General features: G+C 35.3%; 21 protein-coding genes and 4 pseudogenes. 10 read left to right on the top strand and 15 right to left on the bottom strand.

Translation table 11 applies throughout. From position 1 onward, the window contains the following. Positions 1 to 86 precede the first annotated feature (86 nt). Entirely contained in the window at positions 87 to 422 is a 336-nt protein-coding gene (locus tag ACQH1X_RS06440) for a recombinase family protein (RefSeq protein ID WP_419247151.1), read from the top strand. Then, positions 371 to 1,627, top strand: coding sequence for a recombinase family protein (locus tag ACQH1X_RS06445; RefSeq protein ID WP_425386048.1), 1,257 nt, complete (start codon positions 371 to 373; stop codon positions 1,625 to 1,627). Before ACQH1X_RS06440 ends, ACQH1X_RS06445 begins: the two co-directional genes overlap by 52 nt. Here ACQH1X_RS06445 and ACQH1X_RS06450 read toward each other — a convergent pair. From ACQH1X_RS06450 to ACQH1X_RS06465, 4 genes and pseudogenes are all read right to left on the bottom strand, one after another. Further along, positions 1,568 to 2,797: an IS256-like element ISWpi15 family transposase gene (locus ACQH1X_RS06450; RefSeq protein WP_425385843.1), complete on the bottom strand. Its 1,230-nt coding sequence runs from the start codon at positions 2,795 to 2,797 to the stop codon at positions 1,568 to 1,570. The genes ACQH1X_RS06445 and ACQH1X_RS06450 overlap by 60 nt on opposite strands. A 190-nt stretch (positions 2,798 to 2,987) precedes the next feature. Next, positions 2,988 to 3,765, bottom strand: a pseudogene (locus ACQH1X_RS06455) (IS5 family transposase). Positions 3,766 to 3,909: 144 nt separating this feature from the next. Continuing rightward, complete coding sequence (locus ACQH1X_RS06460) at positions 3,910 to 4,725, bottom strand: SDR family oxidoreductase (RefSeq protein ID WP_425386049.1); 816 nt, start codon at positions 4,723 to 4,725, stop codon at positions 3,910 to 3,912. 5 nt (positions 4,726 to 4,730) lie between these two features. Next, the gene (locus ACQH1X_RS06465) at positions 4,731 to 5,375 is read right to left on the bottom strand and encodes an alpha/beta hydrolase (RefSeq protein ID WP_425386685.1); all 645 of its coding nucleotides are present in this window, start codon (positions 5,373 to 5,375) and stop codon (positions 4,731 to 4,733) included. A gap of 235 nt (positions 5,376 to 5,610) precedes the next feature. On the opposite strand from ACQH1X_RS06465, the gene ACQH1X_RS06470 reads away from it, so the two are divergent. From ACQH1X_RS06470 to ACQH1X_RS06480, 3 genes are all read left to right on the top strand, one after another. Further along, positions 5,611 to 6,567, top strand: a complete 957-nt coding sequence (locus ACQH1X_RS06470) for an IS5 family transposase (RefSeq protein ID WP_264735368.1) — start codon at positions 5,611 to 5,613, stop codon at positions 6,565 to 6,567. 300 nt (positions 6,568 to 6,867) lie between these two features. Then, positions 6,868 to 10,242, top strand: coding sequence for a carbamoyl-phosphate synthase large subunit (carB, locus tag ACQH1X_RS06475; RefSeq protein WP_425386050.1), 3,375 nt, complete (start codon positions 6,868 to 6,870; stop codon positions 10,240 to 10,242). A gap of 186 nt (positions 10,243 to 10,428) precedes the next feature. Next, entirely contained in the window at positions 10,429 to 10,596 is a 168-nt protein-coding gene (locus ACQH1X_RS06480) for a hypothetical protein (RefSeq protein ID WP_425386051.1), read from the top strand. A gap of 56 nt (positions 10,597 to 10,652) precedes the next feature. On the opposite strand, the gene ACQH1X_RS06485 is transcribed toward ACQH1X_RS06480, so the two are convergent. Both ACQH1X_RS06485 and ACQH1X_RS06490 read right to left on the bottom strand, forming a co-directional pair. Next, positions 10,653 to 11,882, bottom strand: coding sequence for an IS256-like element ISWpi15 family transposase (locus ACQH1X_RS06485; protein WP_425385843.1), 1,230 nt, complete (start codon positions 11,880 to 11,882; stop codon positions 10,653 to 10,655). 71 nt (positions 11,883 to 11,953) lie between these two features. Beyond that, a pseudogene (locus ACQH1X_RS06490) lies at positions 11,954 to 12,781 on the bottom strand (IS3 family transposase); the annotation flags it as partial. Between the two features lie 74 nt (positions 12,782 to 12,855). Here ACQH1X_RS06490 and ACQH1X_RS06495 point away from each other — a divergent pair. Then, positions 12,856 to 13,578, top strand: a pseudogene (locus ACQH1X_RS06495) (IS256 family transposase); the annotation flags it as partial. Here ACQH1X_RS06495 and ACQH1X_RS06500 read toward each other — a convergent pair. Continuing rightward, on the bottom strand, positions 13,519 to 14,016 hold the full coding sequence (locus tag ACQH1X_RS06500) for a J domain-containing protein (RefSeq protein ID WP_425386052.1): 498 nt from the start codon (positions 14,014 to 14,016) through the stop codon (positions 13,519 to 13,521). The pseudogene ACQH1X_RS06495 and the gene ACQH1X_RS06500 sit on opposite strands and share 60 nt — an antisense overlap. A 165-nt stretch (positions 14,017 to 14,181) precedes the next feature. Between ACQH1X_RS06500 and ACQH1X_RS06505 the strand changes: the two genes are divergently transcribed. Then, positions 14,182 to 14,352 carry a WPE palindromic element domain-containing protein gene (locus tag ACQH1X_RS06505; RefSeq protein ID WP_425386053.1) on the top strand — a complete coding sequence of 57 codons (171 nt, stop codon included), beginning with the start codon at positions 14,182 to 14,184 and terminating at the stop codon, positions 14,350 to 14,352. A gap of 370 nt (positions 14,353 to 14,722) precedes the next feature. On the opposite strand, the gene trpS is transcribed toward ACQH1X_RS06505, so the two are convergent. The 5 genes from trpS to ACQH1X_RS06530 form a co-directional block, all read right to left on the bottom strand. Beyond that, positions 14,723 to 15,727, bottom strand: coding sequence for a tryptophan--tRNA ligase (trpS, locus tag ACQH1X_RS06510; RefSeq protein WP_425386054.1), 1,005 nt, complete (start codon positions 15,725 to 15,727; stop codon positions 14,723 to 14,725). Positions 15,728 to 15,767: 40 nt separating this feature from the next. Continuing rightward, positions 15,768 to 16,313, bottom strand: a complete 546-nt coding sequence (locus ACQH1X_RS06515) for a nucleotide exchange factor GrpE (protein WP_425386055.1) — start codon at positions 16,311 to 16,313, stop codon at positions 15,768 to 15,770. Between the two features lie 61 nt (positions 16,314 to 16,374). Further along, positions 16,375 to 17,361: a polyprenyl synthetase family protein gene (locus ACQH1X_RS06520; protein WP_425386056.1), complete on the bottom strand. Its 987-nt coding sequence runs from the start codon at positions 17,359 to 17,361 to the stop codon at positions 16,375 to 16,377. Positions 17,362 to 17,372: 11 nt separating this feature from the next. Beyond that, the gene (gene rpsP, locus ACQH1X_RS06525) at positions 17,373 to 17,693 is read right to left on the bottom strand and encodes a 30S ribosomal protein S16 (RefSeq protein WP_006279266.1); all 321 of its coding nucleotides are present in this window, start codon (positions 17,691 to 17,693) and stop codon (positions 17,373 to 17,375) included. A gap of 278 nt (positions 17,694 to 17,971) precedes the next feature. Then, positions 17,972 to 19,780 (bottom strand): SurA N-terminal domain-containing protein, encoded by a 1,809-nt coding sequence (locus ACQH1X_RS06530; protein ID WP_425386057.1) that lies wholly within the window; start codon positions 19,778 to 19,780, stop codon positions 17,972 to 17,974. Between the two features lie 317 nt (positions 19,781 to 20,097). On the opposite strand from ACQH1X_RS06530, the gene ACQH1X_RS06535 reads away from it, so the two are divergent. Together ACQH1X_RS06535 and rho are read left to right on the top strand one after the other, a co-directional pair. Further along, positions 20,098 to 20,706 (top strand): cell cycle transcriptional regulator TrcR, encoded by a 609-nt coding sequence (locus ACQH1X_RS06535; protein WP_425386058.1) that lies wholly within the window; start codon positions 20,098 to 20,100, stop codon positions 20,704 to 20,706. A gap of 192 nt (positions 20,707 to 20,898) precedes the next feature. Then, entirely contained in the window at positions 20,899 to 22,302 is a 1,404-nt protein-coding gene (gene rho / locus ACQH1X_RS06540; RefSeq protein WP_265034621.1) for a transcription termination factor Rho, read from the top strand. Positions 22,303 to 22,415: 113 nt separating this feature from the next. On the opposite strand, the pseudogene ACQH1X_RS06545 reads toward rho, so the two are convergent. The 3 genes and pseudogenes from ACQH1X_RS06545 to ACQH1X_RS06555 all read right to left on the bottom strand — a co-directional run. Beyond that, a pseudogene (locus ACQH1X_RS06545) lies at positions 22,416 to 22,568 on the bottom strand (IS4 family transposase); the annotation flags it as partial. A 327-nt stretch (positions 22,569 to 22,895) separates the two neighbouring features. Beyond that, positions 22,896 to 23,783, bottom strand: a complete 888-nt coding sequence (locus ACQH1X_RS06550) for an aspartate carbamoyltransferase catalytic subunit (protein ID WP_265034629.1) — start codon at positions 23,781 to 23,783, stop codon at positions 22,896 to 22,898. A 203-nt stretch (positions 23,784 to 23,986) separates the two neighbouring features. Next, entirely contained in the window at positions 23,987 to 25,012 is a 1,026-nt protein-coding gene (locus tag ACQH1X_RS06555; RefSeq protein ID WP_425386059.1) for an extracellular solute-binding protein, read from the bottom strand. A 789-nt stretch (positions 25,013 to 25,801) separates the two neighbouring features. Between ACQH1X_RS06555 and ACQH1X_RS06560 the strand changes: the two genes are divergently transcribed. Next, a complete protein-coding gene (locus tag ACQH1X_RS06560) occupies positions 25,802 to 26,758 on the top strand; it encodes an IS5 family transposase (protein ID WP_264735368.1) in 957 nt (318 codons plus the stop codon). Positions 26,759 to 26,772: the final 14 nt, after the last annotated feature.

Below are 26,772 nucleotides of genomic sequence, written 5' to 3' on the forward strand. Positions count from 1 at the left end.
TAACCGGTTGGCAGAAAAGTATTTATCAGATGCTTATGAAAAGTCAGCATCAAAGGGAGAAAGTCAAAAAAACTTAAAGGGTAAAAATGGGATTCAAGGAGGATCAAATGGTAACAGTGAGTTTATATGCAAGGGTTTCTTCAGGGAAACAAGCACAAGAAAATACAATAGCAAGTCAAGTTGCAGCTTTAGAGAAGCAAATTGGTATGGATGGGTACAAATTATTGAGTGAGTATAAATTTATTGATAACGGCTACAGTGGATCTAATTTGGTTCGTCCTGATCTAGAAAAATTACGCGATAAAGTAACAGAAGGTAAAATTGATAGATTCACTCTCCTGATCGTTTATCTAGAAAATATGCATATCAAATGGTATTACTTGAAGAATTTGAGAAAACAGGAGCAGAAGCGGTTTTTTTAAATTATGAGATTAACGATAACCCAGAATCTCAATTGCTGTTACAAATGCAAGGTATGATAGCAGAATATGAACGAGCGAAAATTATGGAACGAAGTCGTCGTGGAAAGATTTATGCAGCTAATAAAGGTTGTGTAAGCGTAATGGGAGGAGCTCCTTATGGCTATCGTTATATAGATAAACATATGGGAGGAGGACAAGCTTTATTTGAGATTAACGAAGAAGAAGCTGATATTGTTCGCAAAGTATTTTTGTGGGTAAGCAGGGAAAGAGCAAGTATTGGGGAAGTATGCCGTCGGCTAAATACTATGTCTATTATAACACGAACAGGAAAAAAGTGCTGGGATAGGAGTGTAATTTGGGGTATGTTAAAAAACCCTGCTTACAAAGGACAAGCAGCTTTTGGTAAAACAAAAGTAGGTGTAAAGTTACAACATATAAGACCACAAAAACATTCTTGTGAACAACCGAAAGATAATTACTCTACTTATTCTGTTGAAAAAGCAAATTGGATTTATGTTGAAGTGCCAAATATAGTGGACGAAGATGTGTTTGATATAGTTCAAGAACAATTAGCTGAGAATAGAAAAATAGCAAGGACAAGAGAAAGAGGAGCAAAGTATTTACTACAAGGTTTAATCGTATGCAAGCATTGTCGTTATGCATATTACGGAAGTTCTGTAAGAAATAAGCGAGGAGAAAAAGTTGATCATTATGCATATTATCGTTGTATTGGTAGAGATTCTTACCGTTTTGGTGGTAATAAGATTTGTGATAATAAACACATTCGTACAGATGCATTAGAAACAGCTGTGTGGGAAGAGGTTAAGCATTTATTAAAAAATCCAAATAGGGTTTTAGAAGAATACAAGCGTAGACTTTCAGAGCTTAAAAAATTATCATGGGATCAAAAAAGCAATTTACTAGAGAAACAAGAAAGTAAATTAAAACGAGGTATTGCTAGACTTATTGATAGTTATGCTCAAGAATATATTAATCAAGAAGAATTTGAACCACGAATTAAAGCAATGAAACAAAACTTAAAAACAATTGAAGAGGAGAAAAAAAGGATATTTGATCAAAAGAAATTAAAACAGGAATTAACCCTGGTTGTGGGAGTGTTAAATAAACTGTGTCAAACCGCATTTTTAGTTCGACTCAATTTTCAATCTGCCAGGAAAGAAAACATCAAGTTGAGAGATAGTTAATGCCCAATCATGTACAGGCATCGTCCACTTTTCCTCTGCCTTCTTTATAGCACAATATACCTGCTTATACAAGGCATTTATGCTGGTAAATGAGCCTTTGGTCTTAGTGAATTTCCTAATTTGCCTATGTAGCCCCTCTATGGGATTGGTGGTGTAGATTATCCTCCTAACTGGACCAGAATACTTAAAATAACCAGACAAGTTTTCCCAATTATTCTGCCAAGATTTTATAACCATAGGGTACTTTGTGCCCCATTTTTCATCCAATTCCAACAGATAATTCTCGGCAATTTCCTTGCTTGAAGCTTGATATACCTTCTTTAAATCGCTCAAAAAACTCTTCGCATCTTTACTGGCCACATACTTCAGTGAGTTGCGTATCTGATGCACTATACACATCTGCACTTCCGCATTAGGAAAGACACTGTTTATAGCTGCAGGAAAGCTTTTTAGCCCATCAACGCAGGCAATAAGGATATCTTCTACTCCTCTTTCTTTGAGGTCATTTAACACTCCCAACCAGAAGTTAGCTCCTTCACTTTCAGCCAAATAAAAACCTAATACTTCTTTTTTGCCATTTTGATCTATGCCTAATATGTTATACATGCATTTACTTACGCAATGCCCGTCCTCTTTGACTTTAAAAAACATGCCATCCATGAAAACTATCGGATATACAGACTGCAGCGGGCGACTACGCCATTCGTTGATTACTGGTAGCAATTTGTCAGTAATACTTGATATCTCTGCCGCCGATATTTTGTGATCATAAATTTCCTCAACATGTGACACTATATCTCTATAGCCCATACCACTGGCAAATGTGCTCAAAATCTTCGTTTCAAGCTCTGGATGTAAGTTTGTTTGCCTTTTTTTGACTATTTGTGGTTCGAAACTTCCTTCTCTATCTCTTGGTGTTAATAGCTCTGCACTTGTACGTAAAGTTTTTGCATTTCTCCCATTTCTTCGATTATTCTCTTCGCTTTTAGCCGACAAGTGGTTTTCTATTTCACCTTCCAGGCTTACCTCCAGCAACTTTTTTATAAACGGTGTTAATGCTCCATCTCTTCCTGTCAACGGTCTTCCTTCTCGTATAGACGACAGGATATTTGTTTCTAATTCTTTATAATCTACCAAACCGGTAGTTCTGTTTACTACTTTCTGACTCATTGTCAAACCTCCATTTTTTTATATCAATTTATTACTTTTTTTTCGGTTTGACACAGTTTATTTAACACTCCCATACTCGAATGTATTTGAGGAGCGCAGACAAGCTTTGACGACAAAATTGCCTTCAGAAATCGAGTTATGCAAGAGGTCTAGTGATGTATACATACTTGAAGTGAATCTAAGAGCCTGTTCATAATCTTTTAAGGAGTAAAGCAGTGAAAGCAAGAACGACCATTTGCAGGCTAGTGTTGAGTTTCCGCTCACAATTTTTCCACAATCTTCTACATTTTTCTAACCAAGCAAAAGATCGCTCCACAACCCATCTTTTGGGCAACACAACAAAGGAATGTAATTCATTTCTTTTTACCACTTCAACGGTTGCACCAATAATCGTTTTTATTTGAGTTGCAAAATTCTCTCCACTGCATCAACCAGTACATTTTTTACTCTCGAGAGGTTTTCTTTTGCATTTTCGACCATTCTCACAGCACTGCTACGGTCAGTTATCTCTGCTGTCGTTATATAAATTGCATGCTTGCGTATCTACTGCAATATGGCGTTTTATTCCTGAAATCTTTTTGCCTGCATCATAGCCTTTTTCTTCAGCAGTATCTGCATTTTTTACACTTTGTGCATCAATTATGCAGAAGCTGGTTTTTTCTTTCCGACCATTGTTTTGTCGGACCACGCCAACTATTTTTTTTTAATACCAGCTCCAGAACACTTTCTTTATTTACATCTGATTTTTCACTCCACTTCTTAAAATAGTCGTAACAATTGCGCCATTTTGGAAACTCTTTTGGTAACATTCTCCACTGGCAGCCGCTTTTTAAGACGTATAGCACCCCACAAAATACATCATATAAATCAAGTGTTCTTGGTTTTGTCTTCTTTCTGCAAGATTCCAGATCTGCTACAATAATCTCAAACTTTTCTCGACTTATGTCACTTGGGTATAAACTCCTCATATATCCTCATTTATATACACTATCTCTTAGTTTATTCCTTTCTTGAGATCATGTACAGTCTCTTACACTTTTTTGCCACCTTTGTAAATCCACTTATCTCCGTGAACGGTTACCAATTACAGAACTAAGCAATAGGCCTATCTATCATTCTAATGTGATTTCAGTTTTTTTTACGTGCAAACTCTCTAATCCCACCTTGTAGTTAGGGTAAATTAGAGAGACATTAAGATCTTTTTTAATTTTAACATTACTTACTTTTTTTGATCCTAAATAAAAACTCTGTGCATAATCTGGTAAGGAAGAAACCTCAATTGGCTCTGGAGGGCTAACATTGAGAAGTTTGGTCGCATACATTACCACTTCAGATTGTGTAGTGGGTAAATCGTCTGCACAATTGTATATTTCACCAGTTTTTATGTTTTGCATGGAAGAAAATAGAATATTCGATATATCTTCAACGTGAATACGAGAAAAAAAATGCCCTTCTTTTTTCACATTTCTTGCTTTGCCAAGCTGCAAGTCAATTAACACATTCCTACCAGGACCGTATATTCCAGCTAAACGAAAAATATGTACAGGCAATCTGCTATTCAGCCACTTCCTTTCAGATTTAAGGCGCTTTTCTCCTCTGATTTCTATAGGTTTTGTTTTAGATTCCTCATTCACCCAATTACTAGAGTGATCTCCATAGACGCTAGTTGCAGACAAATAACCAAACCATTTGACATTTTGCAGACAATCACCGTATCTCTCCACAACATCATCACCATCTGGAGGAATAGAAATTAAAACGTGCGTTGCGCTTTTAAGCAGATCTTGACTAACTTTCTCATAATTAAAGAGGATTACATTTTGTATATTTTTACTTCTTGATGTGCCACTGACTTTCCAACCTAAGCTCAGTAGTTTTTTCGATAAAAATTTAGCTACATATCCATAACCAAAGCAAAACAAGTGCATAGAAGTTAGTTGCTGAAATTTTTCTTGATAAACTCTATACCCAATTTTATTCCCTCTTCATTAATAATATGTCCTAATGCATGAATTGGGTGTCCCTCAACATTTACCCCAGTTTCTTTCAGAGCTTTAACCGCTAAGTCGAGAGACGAAAAAGGTACCACGTCGTCAGCATCACCATGGATAACACATATGTTAGGTTTTGATTTGATCTCTGGTACAGTTTTTGAAGGTGAAAGAAACCTACCAGAGTATGCAACAACTGATGCACAGGATTGAGAGCGGGTGAGAGCTGTATGTATTGCAAGCATTGCTCCTTGAGAAAATCCCACTAAAGAGAGTTGCGTATCTTTTAAATTAAGCTCCTTTAATTTTGTATCAATGAAATGATTTACAATTGATGTAGCATTTTTTACTCCATTATATAGCGCTTCCTCACTACGATCTTCCAAGCTGAACCACTGATAACCATCACCTATTTCTCTTTTAAACGGAGCATTGGGTACTGCAAAATATGAACCCTGTAAAAACTTGCTCATAACTTTAGCAAGGTGAATGAAATTATCGCCACTTGAGCCCCAACCATGTAAAAAAATAATCAAATTTTTCTTATTTCCGTCTGCACAAATTTCTGGGCCTTTAAGTTCAATCATTTCTTTTCCTTTTACGTTTATATTTTTATTTAACACTAATTTTCAAATTTGTAAAACCAATGTGCAATTATGTACACTAGCTCATAACTGTATGAACATTGCAATTTGCAGGCAATTTGCGTGGCAGATTCCAGTGCTTGACACTGGAATGGCTTTGTTGCATAGCAACCGAAAAAATCTGGTAGCTACTGACAAAATTCATTATAAATAACCATTTAACTGTTGAAGAAAAAATATGCCACAGAAAATGAAAGTCAGTAACCAAAACGAATATAACAAATTCCTTGAAAAAAGGGGAAATATTTTTCGTTACATCGATGAAGCTATCGAAAATTGGTATGAAAATAGTCCAAAAATGCAGGGCGGCAACTATATTTACAGTGATAAAGTCGTAATTTTGGTGCATATAATTGTCAATCTTTTTAGAATTGGTTTAAGACAAACGGTGGGGTTTATAAAAGGATATCTGCAACAAATAGGAAAAAATTTGGCAGTTATCAGCTATTCACAAGCATCAAGAAGGTTTAAAAAACTTAATATTAAGATAAATGATTGCAGGGTTGATAAAAGCAACATGGAAAATATTGAAATTATCATAGATAGCACAAGTATCAGCATTTACAGTAACACTCCTGGCCACAGTAAGGAAAACAGTGCAGATAGAAAGTACCGAAGCTACGAGCAAGTAAGAAAGTTACATGTTATGTTAAGTGTGAATAGTAAAAAAGCTATAGCTGCAAGATACAGTAATGGCGTCTACTCTGACCACTATGGAGCTTGCGATTTGCTTGAAGAAGTTAATTTTCAGCACAAAATAAAAGCATTATATGCAGATAGGGCATACGATAGGCACAAACTTTATAAATTGTGTAAGAAATACGATATAAAGACAAAAGTTCTACCAAAAAAGGATGCAGCAGAACATTCAAAAATAGATTATATGTCTGACAGAAATGCTGCTATTAGGTTAATAAAATTATATGGACAAGATGGTGTAAAAGAGTGGAAAAAGGAAGCGATTTATGGAAAGAGATCTTACATAGAAGGATTTTTCTCAAGGTTGAAGCAAGTATTTGGATTTAGCTTTAGGAATAAATCTGAAGTAAATCGTGAAAAAGAATTACTAATTAAGTGCTATTTGCTCAACAAATTCACTGATATTGGTATGGCTAAATTTGAAATCATTACATAAATTTGTCGTAAACCATCACTGCTTAAGGTGCTATGCAACAAAGCCATCCCAGTGTCTGGGCACTGCCGTCATAAAGGAACCAGTGTCAGCTACTTGAATGACATCATTTGCTGTGCAATTTATCTTCAAAAATGAATGTTTGTACAGCTGTGTGTCAAGCACTGGAATCTGCCACGCAAATTGCAATGTTCGTACAGTTATGCGTCAAGCCTAAAAGTAGTTAGCTAATAGGTTTAATAAAAATTCACATTTATAGGAAAGATTGGTAACATTACTTGAATAAAGACCGTTATTGTAATTATGCCAAAACGCACAGATATAGACTCTATATTAGTAATAGGAGCAGGCCCAATAGTTATAGGTCAGGCGTGTGAGTTTGATTATTCTGGAACGCAAAGCTGTAAAGTATTAAAAAGTGAAGGTTATAAAGTCATTTTGGTTAACTCCAACCCCGCAACTATAATGACAGATCCTGAGTTTTCTGATGCGACGTATATTGAGCCGGTACTACCTGAAATCATAGAGAAAATTATAATTAAGGAGAGGCCAGATGCAATATTGCCAACAATGGGCGGGCAAACAGCACTCAATTGCGCAATAAAACTTGCAGATGATGGAGTGTTAGACAAATACAACGTAGAATTAATAGGGGTAAATAGAGAAGCAATAAAAAAAGCAGAGGATAGAGAGTTATTCCGCCAATCCATGGATAGAATAGGGCTGAAATACCCCAAAAGTGTCATTATAAAAAATCAAGAACAAATAAAAAAGGCTTTGGATTACATTGGATTACCAGCAATCATCCGTTCATCATTCACTCTTGGCGGTGCAGGTAGCGGCATAGCTTATAATAAAGAGGAGTTTTTCAATATCGTAGAAAGTGCTCTCAAAATTTCGCCAATAAATGAAGTTCAGATAGATGAATCAATTATCGGCTGGAAAGAATATGAAATGGAAGTTATCCGTGACTGCAAGGATAACTGTATAATAGTGTGTTCAATAGAAAATGTTGATCCAATGGGGGTGCACACTGGGGATAGTATCACAGTTGCTCCTGCTTTGACTCTGCGTGACGTAGAATACCAACAGATGAGAAATGCATCTATAGCAGTGCTGAGAGAAATTGATGTTAGTGCCGGCGGTGCAAATGTGCAGTTTGCAGTGAATCCTAAAGAAGATGGAAGCCTCGTTGTAATTGAAATGAATCCAAGGGTTTCTCGCTCTTCTGCACTTGCCTCAAAAGCAACAGGCTATCCTATTGCAAAAGTTGTAACTAAACTTGCTATTGGCTATTCGCTCGATGAAATACGTAACGACTGCGCTCCAATAATACCAGCAGCATTCGAACCAGTGATTGATTATATCGTCACTAAAATCCCTCGATTTGAGTTTGAAAAATTTAAGGGGACGAATTGTGAATTATCAACTTCCATGAAATCAGTGGGAGAAGTAATGTCAATCGGCCGCACTTTTAATGAGTCACTACAGAAAGCTTTCCGTTCACTTGAAACTGATCTTACAGGACTTGATGAAGTATTTCCTGAGAACATTGATATTGATCACGTAAAATCTCAATTAGCAAAATTGCTGCCAAACAGATTACTGATTGCTGCTGACGCAATGCGTCACGGAATTAGCATAGAAGAAATAAATTCGATTACAGGATATGACTTATGGTTTCTGCAAAATATACAGCAAATTATATTAGCTGAACAAAAAATTAAGGAAAACGGCCTTCCTGAGACTGCATATGAAATGTTAGAGCTGAAAAAAATGGGATTTTCAGATGCAAGATTGGCAAAATTAAGTAACAAAAAAATAGAACAGATTGAAGAAATAAGAAAAAAATTTGGCATCAAACAAGTTTATAAACGTGTAGACACCTGTGCAGCTGAATTTGAATCGAGCACTGCTTATATGTATGGCTGCTATGAGGGTGATGTTGAAAATAAAACGGAATGTGAGGCGAATATTTCTGACCGAGAAAAGGTTGTCATTTTAGGAAGTGGTCCAAATCGCATTGGTCAAGGTATTGAGTTTGATTATGCATGCGTACATGCAGCTTCTGCCGCCAAAGAAATGGGGTATGAAACAATAATGATCAACTGTAATCCAGAAACTGTCTCAACTGACTACGATACCGCTGATCGTTTATATTTTGCACCACTCATTGCAGAGGATGTGCTTGAAATACTAAGTAAAGAGCAAGAAAATGGCACACTGGTTGGTGTGATAGTTCAAATAGGTGGTCAAACACCTTTAAAGTTAGCCAAAGTGCTTAACGAGAGAGGTTTCAAAATTTTGGGAACTTCGTTTGATTCTATTGACCTTGCAGAAGATCGCATGAGGTTTAAAAATCTTGCTTTGCAACTTAATTTAAAACAACCTGAAAGTTCTATCTGCCATTCAGTAGAAGAAGCGTTAACCAATGCAGAAAAGGTGGGGTTTCCACTAGTAGTCAGGCCATCATATGTCCTCGGCGGTCAGTCTATGTCGATTAGACACGATACTCAGAGCTTTAAAGAGTATGTCTTGAATCAAACCAAAATTTTTGAACACGGATCGCTGCTTCTTGATAAATTTTTAGTCAATGCAGTTGAGGTTGACGTTGATGCTGTATGTGATGGGGAAAAAGTTTTCATTGCAGCGGTCATGGAGCACATTGAAGAAGCTGGTATCCACTCTGGCGATTCAACATGCTCAATACCGACAAATACATTGAGTGACGAAGTAATAAAAGAGATCGAGCTCCAAACTGAGAGAATAGCATTAGCATTAAAAGTGAAAGGTCTGATAAACATTCAGTTTGCTGTTCAAGAGAATAGACCTCTTGCAGAACCTGTTTGTGATGAGAAATTTTTAGGAAAAGTGCAGATGAGCACCACAGAATACTCGAATGTATTTGAGGAGCGCAGACAAGCTTTGACGACAAAATTGCCTTCAGAAATCGAATTATGCAAGAGGTCTAGTGATGTATACATACTTGAAGTGAATCTAAGGGCTAGTCGCACAGTTCCTTTTATTTCCAAGGTAATCAACATTCCTGTTGCAAAGCTTGCCACTCAGGTTGTTTTGGGTAAAAAATTGAATCAGGAAAACAAGCCTTTCAATCATTTTGCAGTTAAAGCTGCTGTTTTTCCATTTACCCGCTTTGCAGGAGTTGATACTTTACTTGGTCCTGAAATGAAATCAACAGGAGAAGTGATGGGAATTGACTCATCATTTGAAGCTGCACTTGCAAAAACGCACATGGCTGCAGGATACAAGTTACCAACAGAAGGAACAGCTCTGGTTTCAGTAAAAGATGATGATAAAGAGTATATATTGCCAGTTGCACGAATGTTGAAAGAACTGAGTTTTGAAATATATGCCACCAAAGGTACGGCTTCGTATCTGAATAATAACGGCATTGCTGCACAAGCTGTAAATAAAGTGAGAGAAGGCAGACCCCACATAGTTGATATGCTCAAAGATGGAAAAATAAATCTAGTGATCAATACCTCAAAAGGTGTGAAATCAGTCTCAGATAGCAAAGATATCAGGAGAACTGCTATTTTGCAAAATATAGCTTACAGCACCACAGCTTCTGGAAGTAAAGCGTTAGTGCTTGCAATTCAATATGTAAAGAATAGCAAATTGGAAGTGAAATCATTACAGCAGATACAAAACGTTTAAATGCCAAAACTAGAATAGTTCACTCTCAAAATGCTAAAGAGAAGATAAAGAACATAATAAAAAGATGGAAATTTTGAAGGAAATAGTATACCTAAAGAATCAACTAGCGTAATTGAACAGCCAAATGCTGCAACGAATACTCCACAATCTTACCTAGAGAACATTTCCCTGAACGGACACCTTTAAATGGCCATCGTGTTTCTATTACACTTAGAGCTAACAGAAAAGTTAGTGCGATTAATAATTGATGAAATAGAAAATGTTGGATTATCTGAAATTATTAAGGAATGCGAGGGTGAGGAAAGAATAAAGATCGATGAAGAAACCCTGCAAAAAGTCTTTAGTAAAGAATAACTCACGATATTAACTTTTTTTAGGGAGTGTTAAATAAACTGTGTCAAACCGCATTTTTAGTTCGACTCAATTTTCAATCTGCCAGGAAAGAAAACATCAAGTTGAGAGATAGTTAATGCCCAATCATGTACAGGCATCGTCCACTTTTCCTCTGCCTTCTTTATAGCACAATATACCTGCTTATACAAGGCATTTATGCTGGTAAATGAGCCTTTGGTCTTAGTGAATTTCCTAATTTGCCTATGTAGCCCCTCTATGGGATTGGTGGTGTAGATTATCCTCCTAACTGGACCAGAATACTTAAAATAACCAGACAAGTTTTCCCAATTATTCTGCCAAGATTTTATAACCATAGGGTACTTTGTGCCCCATTTTTCATCCAATTCCAACAGATAATTCTCGGCAATTTCCTTGCTTGAAGCTTGATATACCTTCTTTAAATCGCTCAAAAAACTCTTCGCATCTTTACTGGCCACATACTTCAGTGAGTTGCGTATCTGATGCACTATACACATCTGCACTTCCGCATTAGGAAAGACACTGTTTATAGCTGCAGGAAAGCTTTTTAGCCCATCAACGCAGGCAATAAGGATATCTTCTACTCCTCTTTCTTTGAGGTCATTTAACACTCCCAACCAGAAGTTAGCTCCTTCACTTTCAGCCAAATAAAAACCTAATACTTCTTTTTTGCCATTTTGATCTATGCCTAATATGTTATACATGCATTTACTTACGCAATGCCCGTCCTCTTTGACTTTAAAAAACATGCCATCCATGAAAACTATCGGATATACAGACTGCAGCGGGCGACTACGCCATTCGTTGATTACTGGTAGCAATTTGTCAGTAATACTTGATATCTCTGCCGCCGATATTTTGTGATCATAAATTTCCTCAACATGTGACACTATATCTCTATAGCCCATACCACTGGCAAATGTGCTCAAAATCTTCGTTTCAAGCTCTGGATGTAAGTTTGTTTGCCTTTTTTTGACTATTTGTGGTTCGAAACTTCCTTCTCTATCTCTTGGTGTTAATAGCTCTGCACTTGTACGTAAAGTTTTTGCATTTCTCCCATTTCTTCGATTATTCTCTTCGCTTTTAGCCGACAAGTGGTTTTCTATTTCACCTTCCAGGCTTACCTCCAGCAACTTTTTTATAAACGGTGTTAATGCTCCATCTCTTCCTGTCAACGGTCTTCCTTCTCGTATAGACGACAGGATATTTGTTTCTAATTCTTTATAATCTACCAAACCGGTAGTTCTGTTTACTACTTTCTGACTCATTGTCAAACCTCCATTTTTTTATATCAATTTATTACTTTTTTTTCGGTTTGACACAGTTTATTTAACACTCCCAGATTTTTGGCAGGTTTACGCTTGTTAACGGCCATTAATAAAGAGTCCATAACCAATTGTTTATTTATTGAACTGCTCATTGACCAGCCAACTACCATGCGTGAATATAGATCGATTATTGTTGCCAAATATAGCCATCCTTCTTTGGTTTTTATATAAGTAATCCCATACTTTATTTGGTTGATCGACAATAAAGTTTTGGTCTAATATTACGACTCTACTGTCCGTTTGTTGTTTCTTAATTTTAAATTTTCTTCTCAATATAGCCTGAATACCATTTTTCTGCATAATACTTTGCACTGTTTTCAAGTTGCAACTTTTACCCGAAGCCTTTAATTCAGCATGAATTTTAGGAGCTCCATATCTACATTTAGAAGCTTGATATATTTTTTGAATATCTGCTAATAACTCCTTATTTGCTGATTCTCTACTGCTTATTTTCCTTGTAGTCCACTTATAGTAGCCACTAGCAGATACATTCAAAACCCTACATAATTCCTGCACTTTATGGTGTTTACTATGCTCTTTTATAAAAAAATATTTTACTCTTTTTGACTGCCCAGGGCTTTTTTTTAAATGTCTCTTTCTCTTGTTACTTTTGCTAACTCTTTCTGTAAATCAAATCTCTCTTTGTCATAAGGTGCTACATCTGGAAATGCATTTGCCGCTGACTTTTTTTCGTTATATTTCTTCATCCATTTTCCTAATACGCTATCCCTTATTCCTAGATCTCTTGCTACTTTTGCAACTGGTTGACCTACCTTTCTTTGTTCATTTGCCAGCTTAACAGCTTCCAATTTGAATTCTGCCGTATATTCTCTTGCCATTTCTAATCCTCCAAAATTTTATTTTACCCGAAAAAACTCCTTTCTTTCTCTCCACTTTTTCTGGGTAAGGTCAGTTCATGGATGGCATGTTTTTTAAGGTCAAAGAGGATGGACATTGCGTAAGTAAATGTATGTACAATATATTGGGCATAGACCAAAATGGCAAAAAAGAAGTACTAGGCTTTTATTTAGCCGAAAGTGAAGGAGCTAACTTCTGGTTGGGAGTACTAAATGATCTAAAAGAAAGAGGAGTAGAAGATATTCTAATTGCTTGTGTTGATGGGCTAAAAAGCTTTCCTGCAGCCATAAATAGTGTATTTCCTAATGCAGAGGTACAGCTATGTGTGGTACATCAGATACGCAATTCTCTAAAATATGTATCTAGCAAAGATGTGAAGATTTTCATGAGTGATTTGAAAAAAGTATATCAGGCTTCAAGTAGAGAAATTGCTGAAAATTATCTGCTTGAGTTGGAAGAAAAATGGGGAGCAAAGTATCCTTTGGTTATAAAATCGTGGCAGAACAATTGGGAAAATTTATCTGGTTATTTCAAATATTCTAGCCCAGTTAGGAGGCTAATTTACACCACAAATCCAATTGAGGGGCTACATAGACAGATCAGAAAATTCACTAAAACCAAGGGCTCATTTACCAGTACAAATGCATTGTACAAACAGGTATATTGTGCTATAAAAAAGGTAGAGCAAAAGTGGACTATGGCTTTGCCTAATTGGGCATTAACTATGTCTCAGCTCGACATTTTCTTTCCTAACAGATTGAAAATTGAGTTGAACTAAAAATGCGGTTTGACACAGTTTATTTAACACTCCCGTTTTTACGTTGATGTCCTGAACTTTTGTTAACAAAATTTTTGTTCGGGCTAGATTTCCCTTTGTAAGGGCAGAAAATAAATCTTTCTCTTCTTCACTTAAATGTGAGCCGTAAAGGTTGTTTCGCTGTTCTTTCACAATTCTATCTAACTTATCAACCCAATCATCATTAGGCTGTTGGCTAATGAATTCTTCAGTTATCTCGCCTATTGATATTTTATATGTTACTGATATTTCTTGAAACTTTTCTGTTGCTGTCTTTTGCTCTTCTTGGCTTTTATCTGACCATTTATCGGGATGCCATTCCAATGCAAGTTTGCGATATGCCTTGTTAATCTCTTTTATACTTGTGCCTTCTGATAATCCTAGAACTTTAAATGCCTCTTTACGTGTTTTTGGAATCATACTCACCCCCTTAACCAAATTAATTGAACCTAATGTATTATCAGTTTAGCAAGTCCACTCAAGAAAGTAAAACTAGAGACAGATTTCTTACTTTACCAAGAAGGATATCATGCAAGCCCTATGATGTCATAGAAGTAGCTGACACATAACTGTACGAACATTTGTTTGCAAAGGCAGTATGTTAAGTGTTATAGCCGGTTTTGCCTCAAACACAAAGGTGTCATCCCAGTGCCCAGACACTGGGATCCAGAAAAATTGATTGTGCACTATACAACATTTTCGATCAAAAGCTGGATTCCAGTGGGCTTTGTTGCATCGCTACTTATGAAAGGCTAACTATAGTTAGGATTATAAGCAACCTATTGAAAATCTTGTTTTTTTGCAATCAATCTGATCAAATTTAAGAATAGTAATTTATTATTTATATTAATAAATTTAATTCTATTGAAAATAGCTAAAGCATTGAAATTCTTGAATTTTAGCCGGATTAGTGAGTGGTAGTGAAATTTCTTTTACTCAAATTTAGGTATTCACTGACCGTTCTTGTTATAAATACCAGAATAATAAGCTACTGATATTCTCTATCTTTTTTATCTTTAATCCATCATAGCTAGCGATGCAACAAAGCCATTCCAGTGTCAGCTACTTAGATGACAAAAAAAGTGAACAAAATTTCCTGATTTATTTATACCTACACTTTGGAACCTTACAGATATTGAGCAAATCCAATAATATCCTTGATTTCTTTTATATTATGGGTTGCAATTTCTGCTGCTTTCTTTGTGCCTTTTTTTAATATTTCATGTAAATGGAATTGGTCTTTTAAAAGATCATTCATCCCCTCACGTATGGGTGATATAACACTGATAATTAAATCAGCTAACTCTTTTTTGAAGTGTTGCATGTCATGTTTGTTCACTTCTTCACACACTTTTTCCACATTTGAATTACTAAGCACTGAATAAATGTTTATCAAATTGCTTATTTCCGGGCGGCACTCTAAAGTAGCAAAATCAAAGCCTAGAATTGAATCTGTTTTTGCTTTTTCTATTTTTTTGACAATTAAGTCATCCGTATCATCAAGGTTAATGCACGAATATTCTGAAGGGTCAGATTTACTCATCTTGCTTGTACCATCTCTTAAGCTCATTATCCTTGATGTGCAATCCAAAGTTAAGATTTCAGGTACGATGAAATAATCCAGTTTATAATGATTGTTAAAAGCTGATGCAATATCACGTGCAAGCTCCAAATGCTGTTTTTGATCATCACCAACAGGAACGTATTTAGTTTGATACAACAATATATCTGCAGCCATAAGTACTGGATAACTATATAATCCAAGAGAGGCTTTTTGTTTATCGCTGCCAGCTTTATCTTTAAATTGAGTCATGCGATTAAGCCAACCAATTGGTGTATAGCACCCAAGCAGCCAGCCCAGTTCTGCATGACTACTAACTGTGGACTGATTAAAAATAATGGACTTTTCTGGATCTATTCCACATGCAATATAAGCTGCTGCTGTTTTGAAAATATTACTTTTTAATTCACTTGCGGGAAGCTTATTTGCTGTGATTGCATGTAGGTCGACAATACAAAAAAGAGATTTGTATTTATCCTGTAAGTCTATCCACTGTTTGATTGCACCAAGATAATTACCTAAATGTAGTACGCCACTTGGCTGGATACCTGAAAAGACAATACTTGTCATTACACATGTACCTTATGCGTTTTGCTAATCGTTTCCACAATCAGCAAGAAATAATAACCATTGCAGGGCGGAGCAACCTATTTTTGATAGTATAACCAGTTTGTAGTACTTCTATAATAGTGCCAGGCTCTTTTTCATCGTCCTCTCTTTCCACAACGGCTTGGTGTAAATTACTGTCAAAAAGCTCACCAAGTGGGTCTACTTCTTCTATTTCATGTTTTTTTAGATCATTTATAATTTTTTGATGCGCTACTTTGATTCCTTCATGAACAGGATCACCGTCTTTCAAAATTTCTATTACTTTTTTTAAATTGTCGCACGAGTCGATCATATCACGTGCAAACTTTGTGACTGCGTAGTCACTTGCATCGCTAATTTGCTTTTGCATTATACGTTTGACGTTTTCATTATCTGCAACAGCGCGGCGTAAATGATCTTCAAGCTGAGCTGCACGTTCTTTTAATGTATTGAGATCTTCATTTAAATCATCTATTTGCTTATGGTTATCACTTTGTTGGTCGTCACCTTTCTGCCCACTTACCATATTGGTAAACTTCTTCTTTTTCTCTTTACTGCTGTCTGACATATTATTACCCTTAAGAATCTAATAAATATATAGCAATTAATCTGAAAATATCAAGCGCCAGCTACATTCGTCTTTCTATGCTCGCATTTAAAAAGTCAATTAAAGTAGTTTTATAAAAAGAATCAGAAAAAGTACTAATATTATTTTGCGCCATATTAATGTAGTGTCTAGCTTTTTCCATAGAAAGCTGAATGGCATTATGGTGATTAATATAGTGTAATGCTTGGTCAAAATTGTGTCTAGCTGAAGAAAAGCATTTTTCCCAGAATTTTTGCTCTGCTGGACTGCCCTTTTCGTATGCTATAATAGCAGGTAAGGTGACTTTACCTTCGAAAAAGTCTTTTCCGACTTGCTTTCCAGAAGTGCCTTGACTAGCAGTATAATCGAGCATATCATCAACTATTTGAAATGCCATACCAAAATTAAAACCAAAATTCTTTAGCCTCTCTGTTTCGTCATTTGTTGCACCAGATACTGTAGACGCAGCTTCACAGCATGCAGAAAATAAAGATGCTGTCTTTTCTCCAATGATATCAAAATAATTTCCCCTGACTGTGTGGGGGTCAAAACGTGTTGTCATCTGCTTTATTTCACCCTTCACAAGTAAATGCGATGCTTTAGATAAAATAGAGAGAATATTTAAATTTCCACACTCTATAAGCCATCTAAATGCTAGAGTCAACAATAGATCACCAACTAAAATGCTTGATTTATTCCCCCAAATCTTATTCGCTGTTTTAACTCCATGGCGTGCCTCACTTTCATCGAGCACATCATCATGAAGTAAAGTAGCATTGTGTATAAACTCTACCGATGCAGCAACGTTGATCCTATCCTCCCCAGAATAGTTTAGCATTTTACATATAATAAAAACTAGTTTAGGCCTTATTTTTTTTCCACCTGAACTAACAAGATGAGATATAATATCAGTAGCAAGCTTAGCACCTTCATCATTGACATTTTTGAAGATAAAGTCCTTCATAGCTGATAAATCAGAAGATACGACATCGTCTAATTTACCATTATTTGTTAAATCAGTATTTAGCATTTTAAAGAGACTTATGCTTCTTGTCCCTGTGCTTTCTCGTTCTCTACTTTCTTCTTTTCTGTTTTCTTTGGTTCTGTTTCTAAAGTTACTATGCCTTTTTTAATGAACCATAGTACTCTTTCAGTTGCTTGCGCGCCTACGCTTAGCCAATGCTTTAATCTATCAGCCTTCACCACAACACGATTTTTATTGTCTTTTGGTAACATTGGATCATATTGTCCTATTTTCTCAATAAAACGCCCATCTCTTGGTGCTCGCGAATCAGCTACAACTATCCTATAAAAAGGGCGTTTCTTTGCGCCAAACCTCGCCAACCTTATTTTAACTGCCATGCTAACCTTTATTCATATATTAGTCACAATTTTATACAATGAGCCGTTTTAAGTCAAATGAATTATACAACTTTTGCACCTTATAATATAATTACCAATAATGTAGGGTGTGCCGGGCGCATAACTGCACGAACATTAAGATATAAGAGTCAAGAAAAAAGATGTCATCCCAGTGTCAAGCACTGGGATCTGGTAGACAATGTTCGTACAGCTGTGTGTCTGGGCACTGGATGCGTTTGAGGTAAAACAGATTCTTATAAGGATTTAATCTTATCTGGCTATATATCATCAAGTATAGCGTGATTAACTTCGACTTTATACTTTGATTCCAGATAGCTAATTAATTGCTCTTTTAGCGATATCATCACACGTTTTCCGGTGTCAAGCGTGTTTAATTTGCCATTTGATGAATGCATTTCTTTTAGAACACCTATTATAATTTCATTATTGTATTGAATAGGGTCTGTCACTGAACCAGTTGTTTTCATATTGAAAATCTCTTCTACAAAAGAAAAGGGGTAGTTTTGTTGATCCACTTCATTGCGGTGCATCTGCTGACCTTTAACTAATTCCACACCTTGAATTTCTTCCAAATCTGTTTTTTCTCTTAGTTGAACTGCAACCTCTTGCCCGAATTTAAACATTCTTTCTTTTATAAACTCACTACGCCAAAGCTCTACTGCTGATGTCCTACCTTCTTCAAAACTTTGCAATTTGGGTGGAACGATATCGATGATTTTTACACTAACAACAGCGTCCCCAACGCCCTTAAAATAACCTTTCTGATCCTTTTCTCGCGAAAAAATGAAAGAAATCAAATCACTAGAATCTCCTACGTTATTACCGTTTTGATCTTTTCCATTCGCATCTACTGGACCAATAGTTTGTATAGGTAAATCATATTCACTCAATATTTCTTCAATTGTTGAACCATTGTATATCTTATAGTTCACTTGGTTTATGAAATCATTGACTCTTTCAAAAGACTTTTGGTTAGTTAAAACTGACTTTATATCTTTTTTTAAATCAACTAAGTCTTCATCAGAGATTTGATGCGCCCCTTCCACTTTTATTATGTGCCAACCAAAACTGCTTGCTAAAACTTCACTTACTTCACCTACTTTGAGAGCAAATACCTTTTCCCTCACATCTTCTGGTAAAAAATCCTTAGTTATATTATTTACTCTAGTTTCCTCAAGCTCTGCTTTGCCAGACTCTTCTACTATCTGTTCAAAGCTTGTTTTACCCTCCTCAAATGCTCTTCTTGCTGTCTCAGCTTCTTCTTTGGTAGAAAATATTACATTGAATATATCTCTTTGATCTTTTAGTTCCTGTTGTTCTATTATACCATCAACTTCTTCATCTGAGATCTTGATTTGATCTTCAAAATACTTTTGGCCTAAGGAAATATATTGCGCAGTTCGATACTCAGGATAATAAAAATGGGATTTATTTCTTTCGTACAAATCAAGTAAGGCTTGATCATCTGGTTCAGGAATGTTTGTAACTGCATCTTCAGTTATTTTAACAATATCCACTACTCTAGTTTGGTAGCGACTTTTGTATATCTGCTCATCAACTCTCTCGTCAAAAGTTACCGGATAATTATCTTTAAATAACGAAGTCATGAACATCATTGCAGGCAGGACTTTCTCTAGCTTTGCTATATACTCTTTCTCTGTCATATGCAGGTCATTTAGCATTTCATGGAATTTATTTTTGTCAAATTCGCCTTTATCATTTTGAAAGTACTTGGTGTTTTTAATATGGTTTTTTATAGACTCTTCTCCAACTGTCAACCCCAGTTCACTAGTTAGGTTAAACAATAGTTTTTGCTCTATAAGTGCGTTAAGTAAATCATATTTCAGCTTTTTTACTTGTTCTCTACTCGCATCAGATCCAGAAATTTGCTTTTCATAATTTTGATATAGTGATTTATACTCATCTGACGTTATAACTTCTTTTCCAACCCTAGCTACCTCTTCTTTTTCATCATCACCTGATAAAAGGTTGCCAATTCCCATGAAGATTAACAAGCAAGCTAAAAGGACAACGGTTACTTTAGTGAAAAAATTTTTAACATTCATTTTAAACTCAGTTAATTAATGGTTAATTATAGAATAGTGATAATTTAATGCTTGTAAACCTGTTGCTTTACTAGCTAATATATATAATATTACAATATATTAACTTAAAATTTAACTCTCTAATCTTAAATAGAAACATATGTTTAACTGAGTTATACTATACCTTAAGAAGGGGAAATATGTTTAAAGGTAAGCGCATTTAATTAACTTAAGAGGTGGGAAGTGACAAACAAAAAGTCATTGAATGACAAAATTAATGCTTTTTTAGTTTTAATAGTTTATATTTTAGCTCTGTATAACAGTAAGGGATACTTTAAATGGGAGATGCTTTTTTGATGTCAATGGAATCTTCTGAGGGCAATAACGATAGAAATAAACAGTTTCTAATGCAAATAGCTGCTTGGTTAGTAGACAACACTGGTTTAACTTTTAATCAAATAGCACAATGCTGCAGGTTGGCCCTTGAAGAAGTACAAGACATAGCTGATGAGGAAATAGAAGTTGAAAAATATAACCCTATTATTTCTGGGATAATTATGGAAAAAGAAATCGATGATTGCAAAAAAAATCCAAATCGTGTACCAAATTTGATTATAAAAAATATAAAAAAAAGGAGTAAGGCGATTGGTAACATTCTTGGCTTTGCTTCTACGGCAAGGCGTAGAGATAAACCTGATGCGATTTATTATCTAGTAAAAAAATTTCCTATCTTGGACAATAACGTTATAGCTAAATTAATTAGTACAACAAATTACACAGTTGAGCAGATAAGAGATGGATCTCATCATAACATGCAAAATATAAAACCCCAAGATCCTCTACTACTTGGCTTATGTAGCCAAGAAAATTTAGAAGCAGAAGTGGAAAAAGCAAAAGTAGAAGAAGAGAAGCAAGAAAGGTTAAAAAATATAAAGAATAGCTATTGAAAATCCTCAAATTTTTGTGCTTTGTTAACATTAAATTAACTTGACTTGCTAGTGTTTATTAGTATAATATAAGTAAAGTACGGGGTTTAATGATAATTAAGCTTAATACGCACTAAAACTAGCTCAGCCTAATTTATTATCTTGTAGTCACATTTTAGGTTAGTAAGCATCAATTAAAATTTTTGGAGGATTATGACAACAATCAATGAAGATGTTTTAGCAAAAGGAAAAGTTACAGCTCAACCTGAAACAAGTGAACGAGTTCACAATAACGATACAGTAAACCAGATAGCTAATGAAGGTACTGAAAAAAACAGAAAAACATTAGATCTGAGCGAATTAAAAGAGAAAACAGCAGAAGAATTGTTGGAGTTAGCTGAAGAAAGAAAAATTTTAACTAACGGTAAAAACAATGGTAGAATGCTAAAGCAGGAAATAATATTCAGCTTAATGAAGAAAATGAGTGAAGAAGGAGGCATAACCACAGGGAGTGGAATAGTGGAAATATTGCCTGATGGTTTTGGTTTCTTACGTTCAGCAAGTGCAAATTATGCCCCAAGTACCGATGATGTTTATATTTCTAACGGGCAAATAAAGAAGTTTAATTTACGTACAGGAGATATGGCATATGGAGAAATAAGGCCACCTGGTGATAAAGAAAGATATTTTACTTTAACTAAGGTTCAAAGTATAAACTCTACTGAAGTAAGTGAATTAAGAAAGTACGTCCATTTTGATAATTTGCTTCCTCTTTATCCTGAGGAAAGCATAGTACTTGAGTGTAATAATGGTGATGATAAAAAAGGCTTAAGCATGCGTGCTATAGATATAGTAGCTCCTCTTGGAAAAGGGCAAAGAGCGTTAGTAGTTGCTCCACCTCGCACAGGAAAAACTGTATTGCTTCAGCAAATGGCTAACTCTATAGCTATAAATCACCCTGAAGTAGAATTAATAGTGTTACTTATAGATGAAAGACCTGAAGAAGTAACAGATATGATACGTTCTGTAAAAGGTGAGGTAGTAAGTTCTACGTTCGATGAGCCTGCTTACCGTCACGTACAGCTTGCTGAAATAGTAATAGAAAAAGCTAAAAGAATGGTTGAGCATAAAAAAGATGTGGTAATTCTACTTGACAATATTACTAGACTTGCACGTGCCTATAATGCTGTTATTCCTTCGTCTGGGAAAGTTCTAACTGGTGGTGTGGATTCAAACGCACTGCAGAGACCAAAGCGTTTTTTTGGAGCGGCTCGTAATATTGAAAATGGTGGTTCTTTGACAATCATCGCTACAGCCCTTATAGAAACTGGTTCAAAAATGGATGAAGTGATTTTTGAAGAGTTTAAAGGTACAGGAAACGCTGAGATCATACTTGATAGAAAACTTTCTGATAAACGTATATTTCCAGCTATTGATATTACAAAATCCGGAACAAGGAAGGAAGAGCTATTAGTTGATAAGGCTATACTAAATAAAATATGGGTGTTGCGTAGAATACTTAATCCTATGGGATCTGTTGAAGCAATGGAATTTTTACGTGATAAACTACTTTTAACAAAGAGCAACGCTGACTTTTTTAACTCCATGAATCACTAAAAGTAAGCCAGTTATGATGGATATGCTGAGTAAAAAGTAAAACGCTCTTATAGTTAAAATAATTGTATCCGTTCAGGCAATGGCGAACTTAGGGAGCGTTCATACGCATCAAGTTAAGAAGCAAAGGTAAGAAAATTCAATGAACTTAAGGTGGATATTCTAGTTTTTCTATATCTGTCTTTCACAGAAAATTATGACCAGTCTGTGGTAAGTTTTTTCAGGAAAATTCTCAAATTATTAATTTTGCTGCTTAACGCTAAAAACAAGTAACCGTTCACGGATTGTGAAAATGAATAAAGAACTAAGCAGTCGTAACTTTTGGAAGGGATTTTGGCCATTGAGACGTGATTCAAAAATATTGACAACATTCTTTCCACGAACCTTTCCCCACGTTCTGACCAGGTGAAAAAGCTGTTTTTACGATAGCCGTCTAATTTGCCGTTCTGCAAGGTTGTTGATTGACTTCGGGCTTTCGTAAAAACTTCCACACCATATCCTCGGCCTTAACATCTTAGCAGCCATTCTCAAACCATTTACAAGCCTTGTCATTTCATGCCCCCCTTTTTGCATTAGTTATATAGCATCTTTTAATATTAACAAGGCCTATAATAGTGCAGCACTGCCTTACGTATTGCCAATCCGAATTCTACTTGCTGTAAAATAACACAATCTGCTACATCACTGCTAAGCTCAATCCCTCTGTTTATTGGCCCTGGGTGCATAACAATCGCATCTGGTTTTGCGTATGATAGCTTTTGTGAATCAAGTCCATACAAATGAAAATATTCTTTCTCTGAAGAACTATTATTCATGCGCTCTTTCTGCAGCCTCAAAAGCATAATTACGTCAGCATCCTTTATACCTTCAATTAATGAATAATGGACTGAATCTACTTCAGGAAAATGCTTACAAATCAAAGTTGGTGGTGCGACCAAGCATATTTTTGCTCCAAACATTTTTAGCAATCTTATATTTGATCTTGCAACTCTACTGTGCAGAATATCTCCACATATCACAACTTTGAGGTCCTTTATTTGCTTTTTATGATTGATGATTACAAGATAATCTGCAAGAGCTTGAGTTGGGTGTTCACTGCTTCCATCGCCTGCGTTGATTAGCGAGCAGCTAACATTCTTAGCCAGCATATTAACAGTACCGCTATTTTTTTGCCTGATTATCATGTAATCAGGATTCATTGCATTTAATGTTTTGATCATGTCTTTTAGATCTTCTCCCTTGTTAATAGAAGAAGATCTTATTGGCAAAGTTACAACATTTGCTCCAAGGCTTTTTGCTGCTATTTCAAAAGACGCAAGTGTACGCGTTGAATCTTCAAAAAATAAATTTATTACTGTCTTATTTTCCAAGATATGACTATTTGCAGCTTCTTTTTTAAGGTACTGGTTGGCCAACTTAGTTATATTTTCTACATCATCGACTGTAAGGTCTGAGATGTTTAACAAATTCCTTCTCTTGTTCATAATTTCCTTTTCAACTACTTGAACCTATTCTACTTTCTTACTATCGTTTTTCAATAGACCTCTTGTGCAGCAATTGTTTTGGTGAAAGAACGAAAAAAAATAGTAAAGTCAAAATTAAGTTAGAAGGAAGAAAAAGTTTAGCGAGTCAAGAGTAAGGTACATTAGCATAAATCTTTCATCCCAGTGTTTAGTGGCACTAGGGATTACTTCCACTTACACTCATCCGCTATCATAACAGCCTCAAAAAGATGCTTCTCAAGTTCACTTAGAGGCAAATCACTTTGTGAATAATTTCCCCAAGATTTTAGTATATCGGAAGTTTCAACGCCTTCAATAATAGGATATTCTTGGTTTTTTTTAGCGTATAACTCTTGAGCCTGCTTGCTTACTAAAAATTCCAATAAGACTATAGCATTTTCCCTGTTTTTTGCGTTTTTTGCTACTGCGGCACCACTGATGTTTACCATTACACCGTGATCGTTGCGATTAGAAAAAAAAGCCCCTAGCTTGTCTGCAACATTCTTTTTATTTTCTGATGAAAGAATTCTCGCAAAGTAGTAGCTGTTTACTATTGCAACATCTCCCTCACCAGCTGCTACGGCGTAAATTTGGTCAGTATCACCACCACTTGGTTTTCTTGCCATATTGCTCACAATTCCGCTTACCCATTCTTTCGTCTTTTCAAAACCATTATTTGCAATCATAAAAGCAATTAACGATCTGTTATATGGACTTGTAGAAGAACGCACTAATATTTTTCCTTTCCATTTTTCATTTGCTAAATCTTCATAAGTACTTAAGTCCTTAGGGTCTACTGACTCTTTATTGTAAACCAATATCCTAGTTCTTTTTGTAAGACCAAACCAATAATCTTCACTGTCTCTAAATCTTGCAGGTATAACACTTTTTAAAACCTCTGAATCCACTTGAGATAAAAGCCCTCTTTTTTTTGCTAGAATTAAGTTGACTGCATCAGCAGTTAAAAATAAGTCAGCTTCACCCCCGTTTTCTATTCGTGAAAGTAGCTGAGAATAATCATCAATGATGTAACGTACTTTAATGCCTGTATTTTTCGTGAATTCATCAAACAAAGTACGTACTAATTCCTCTTTACGTGATGAATAAACATTTACCACTTGTGAGTCATTAGTTCCGTCGTTTCTGTATAAATAAGTAATAACTATCAATATAATTGCTATTAAGGACGTGAATATAAAGGCTTTTTTCATATTGGATAAAAAATAACTTCTTTCAGTTAAAGATACTCAAATAACGCAATCTTAGCAAGTGTAAAATTCGTTAGATAAGTCATGAGAGCTACAAAAACTTCCTTGACAAACTCCGCCAGTCCCCTTATCATGAAACTGAAGCTATTTATTTATCTTCTCTGTACAGATTAAATGACAAAAAAACTCAACGTGTTTGGCGTCTCATGTTTAATTTTTTGCACTATGTGCACCTTATGTCTTTATCAAATTTCTGGGTTTTTACCTACATAAGCTGAAAAGCGCTTATAAAGCGTTTAAAACATAAAAAAACGCCAACTTAAAAAATGGATAGTGAGTAATTAGCTACCCTAGGGTTTCTTTTGCCTTTTTTTCTGTTTAGTAAATTTCTTAACGTTTATAATTTAGATTAGTTGCGGCTTAAAAGCAACTGAATCGCGGTTATTAAACGTTTAGAATAAAAAAACGCCATACTTGAAAGTATAATGTAAGTAACTAGCCAACCACGGGGTTTCTTTTGCCTTTTTTTTCATTTGGTAAATTTCCTAATATTTATAGCTAACATGAACAAACATTTGAGAGTAACTTCCGCTAGTAGGGTGTCATCCCAGTGCTTGACACTGGGATCCAGCCTTCCTGCAATCTCATCGAAAACGTTGTAACCACTTTCTATGCTAGTTTGCTTGTGAGCAACCTGGATTCCAGTGGGCTTTGTTGCACAGCAACCGAAAAAATCTGGTAGCTACTGACAAAATTCATTATAAATAACCATTTAACTGTTGAAGAAAAAATATGCCACAGAAAATGAAAGTCAGTAACCAAAACGAATATAACAAATTCCTTGAAAAAAGGGGAAATATTTTTCGTTACATCGATGAAGCTATCGAAAATTGGTATGAAAATAGTCCAAAAATGCAGGGCGGCAACTATATTTACAGTGATAAAGTCGTAATTTTGGTGCATATAATTGTCAATCTTTTTAGAATTGGTTTAAGACAAACGGTGGGGTTTATAAAAGGATATCTGCAACAAATAGGAAAAAATTTGGCAGTTATCAGCTATTCACAAGCATCAAGAAGGTTTAAAAAACTTAATATTAAGATAAATGATTGCAGGGTTGATAAAAGCAACATGGAAAATATTGAAATTATCATAGATAGCACAAGTATCAGCATTTACAGTAACACTCCTGGCCACAGTAAGGAAAACAGTGCAGATAGAAAGTACCGAAGCTACGAGCAAGTAAGAAAGTTACATGTTATGTTAAGTGTGAATAGTAAAAAAGCTATAGCTGCAAGATACAGTAATGGCGTCTACTCTGACCACTATGGAGCTTGCGATTTGCTTGAAGAAGTTAATTTTCAGCACAAAATAAAAGCATTATATGCAGATAGGGCATACGATAGGCACAAACTTTATAAATTGTGTAAGAAATACGATATAAAGACAAAAGTTCTACCAAAAAAGGATGCAGCAGAACATTCAAAAATAGATTATATGTCTGACAGAAATGCTGCTATTAGGTTAATAAAATTATATGGACAAGATGGTGTAAAAGAGTGGAAAAAGGAAGCGATTTATGGAAAGAGATCTTACATAGAAGGATTTTTCTCAAGGTTGAAGCAAGTATTTGGATTTAGCTTTAGGAATAAATCTGAAGTAAATCGTGAAAAAGAATTACTAATTAAGTGCTATTTGCTCAACAAATTCACTGATATTGGTATGGCTAAATTTGAAATCATTACATAAATTTGTCGTAAACC

The organism is Wolbachia endosymbiont (group A) of Barypeithes pellucidus, from assembly GCF_964030885.1.
Classification (GTDB): Bacteria; Pseudomonadota; Alphaproteobacteria; order Rickettsiales; family Anaplasmataceae; genus Wolbachia.

Coding starts and splice junctions, on each gene's coding strand:
- ACQH1X_RS06440 (WP_419247151.1), top strand. CDS start 87: ATGGGATTCAAGGAGGATCAAATGGTAACAGTGAGTTTATATGCAAGG.
- ACQH1X_RS06445 (WP_425386048.1), top strand. CDS start 371: ATGGTATTACTTGAAGAATTTGAGAAAACAGGAGCAGAAGCGGTTTTT.
- ACQH1X_RS06450 (WP_425385843.1), bottom strand. CDS start 2,797: ATGAGTCAGAAAGTAGTAAACAGAACTACCGGTTTGGTAGATTATAAA.
- ACQH1X_RS06460 (WP_425386049.1), bottom strand. CDS start 4,725: ATGCACTTGTTTTGCTTTGGTTATGGATATGTAGCTAAATTTTTATCG.
- ACQH1X_RS06465 (WP_425386685.1), bottom strand. CDS start 5,375: ATGATTGAACTTAAAGGCCCAGAAATTTGTGCAGACGGAAATAAGAAA.
- ACQH1X_RS06470 (WP_264735368.1), top strand. CDS start 5,611: ATGCCACAGAAAATGAAAGTCAGTAACCAAAACGAATATAACAAATTC.
- carB (WP_425386050.1), top strand. CDS start 6,868: ATGCCAAAACGCACAGATATAGACTCTATATTAGTAATAGGAGCAGGC.
- ACQH1X_RS06480 (WP_425386051.1), top strand. CDS start 10,429: ATGGCCATCGTGTTTCTATTACACTTAGAGCTAACAGAAAAGTTAGTG.
- ACQH1X_RS06485 (WP_425385843.1), bottom strand. CDS start 11,882: ATGAGTCAGAAAGTAGTAAACAGAACTACCGGTTTGGTAGATTATAAA.
- ACQH1X_RS06500 (WP_425386052.1), bottom strand. CDS start 14,016: ATGATTCCAAAAACACGTAAAGAGGCATTTAAAGTTCTAGGATTATCA.
- trpS (WP_425386054.1), bottom strand. CDS start 15,727: ATGACAAGTATTGTCTTTTCAGGTATCCAGCCAAGTGGCGTACTACAT.
- ACQH1X_RS06515 (WP_425386055.1), bottom strand. CDS start 16,313: ATGTCAGACAGCAGTAAAGAGAAAAAGAAGAAGTTTACCAATATGGTA.
- ACQH1X_RS06520 (WP_425386056.1), bottom strand. CDS start 17,361: ATGCTAAATACTGATTTAACAAATAATGGTAAATTAGACGATGTCGTA.
- rpsP (WP_006279266.1), bottom strand. CDS start 17,693: ATGGCAGTTAAAATAAGGTTGGCGAGGTTTGGCGCAAAGAAACGCCCT.
- ACQH1X_RS06530 (WP_425386057.1), bottom strand. CDS start 19,780: ATGAATGTTAAAAATTTTTTCACTAAAGTAACCGTTGTCCTTTTAGCT.
- ACQH1X_RS06535 (WP_425386058.1), top strand. CDS start 20,098: ATGGGAGATGCTTTTTTGATGTCAATGGAATCTTCTGAGGGCAATAAC.
- rho (WP_265034621.1), top strand. CDS start 20,899: ATGACAACAATCAATGAAGATGTTTTAGCAAAAGGAAAAGTTACAGCT.
- ACQH1X_RS06550 (WP_265034629.1), bottom strand. CDS start 23,783: ATGAACAAGAGAAGGAATTTGTTAAACATCTCAGACCTTACAGTCGAT.
- ACQH1X_RS06555 (WP_425386059.1), bottom strand. CDS start 25,012: ATGAAAAAAGCCTTTATATTCACGTCCTTAATAGCAATTATATTGATA.
- ACQH1X_RS06560 (WP_264735368.1), top strand. CDS start 25,802: ATGCCACAGAAAATGAAAGTCAGTAACCAAAACGAATATAACAAATTC.